The 1116-nt window shown below is 51.2% G+C and carries 1 protein-coding gene; it reads left to right on the top strand.

Annotated elements, in window-relative coordinates:
• Positions 1 to 140: 140 nt before the first annotated feature.
• Positions 141 to 1116: WD40 repeat domain-containing protein (locus KDK19_RS06520; protein WP_257291592.1), on the top strand; the 976-nt coding region annotated here is incomplete at its 3' end.

Below are 1116 nucleotides of genomic sequence, written 5' to 3'. Positions count from 1 at the left end.
CTATTGCGGGTTTGGTTATCCTGTTGGCAGCAAGCTTTCTGCAGGCAGTTGCTCAGACGTCTGTTACTGCCCAGCCAACAACGTCTGGTAATGCAACCGTGAACCTTCTGTTGATCCATGTGATTAATATGGATCCGAACATGTTACCGGTAACGGCTGCTCCAACACCTACAGGAGGCGTTGTCCCTCCAAGACATTGTCGGCCCTACTGGGCTACGAGTGTCTCATGGAATATGAACACTATGCTGATGGCCGTGGGAATGGGCTCCGGCGAAGGCTATTCCGGATGTCCTTTTTCAGGCCCTGTACAAATCTTTAATATGAGTGACCCGGCGAGGCCCAGACTCCTGCACACCCTGAACGTTTCTAAAGACTGGGTGAGGACTGTTGCTTTTAACCACGACGGCACCTGGCTGGCAGTCGGGGGCGATGATAACAAGGTCAGGCTTTATGACCCGGTGAACCCGTCCACCCCCCTTGCCACCCTGTCAGATGCAACAGGCTGGATCATGAGTATTGACTTCAATCGCGACGACACCCGGCTCGCCGTTGGGTCGAGTGATGATCAGGTCAGGATATATGACATGTTGAATCTACCTGGCGTTACCTACAATATCTCCAATGCGACAAGAGCCAAACGGAGCGTTGCCTACAACCACTATGGCACCCTGCTGGCAGTTGGGGGTGAAGATGAAAAGGTCAGGATTTATCGGATCGGTATAAGAGCGTCAGCGACAACATCGTCATCTGCACGTCCCTCAACCATTAAACTTGCCACTGCTTCTACAACCATTTCGAAATTTCCATCAGGAAATTCAACGCTGATCAGGCATTCATCGTCGTATACAACCCAGCCAATAACGTCTGCTACTGCTCAGCCAACAACGCCTGGTATTACAAACGTGCGTCCTCTATTGATCCATGTCATTAATATAGATCCGAACGTATTGCCGGTTACGACCGCTCCAACACCCACAGGAGGCTTTGTTCCACCGAGACATTGTGGGCCCCACAGGGTTATGAGTGTCTCATGGAATATAAACAGTATGCTTATGGCCGTTGGAATAGCTTCCGGCAGAGCAGATCCCGGATGCCCTCATTCAGGCTCCGTACAAA

This window comes from Endozoicomonas sp. ONNA1, from assembly GCF_024606325.1.
In the GTDB taxonomy this organism is placed as follows: Bacteria; Pseudomonadota; Gammaproteobacteria; order Pseudomonadales; family Endozoicomonadaceae; genus Endozoicomonas_A.
Note: the sequence above shows the minus strand (reverse complement) of the source record. Positions and strands in the feature narration are given on the sequence as shown.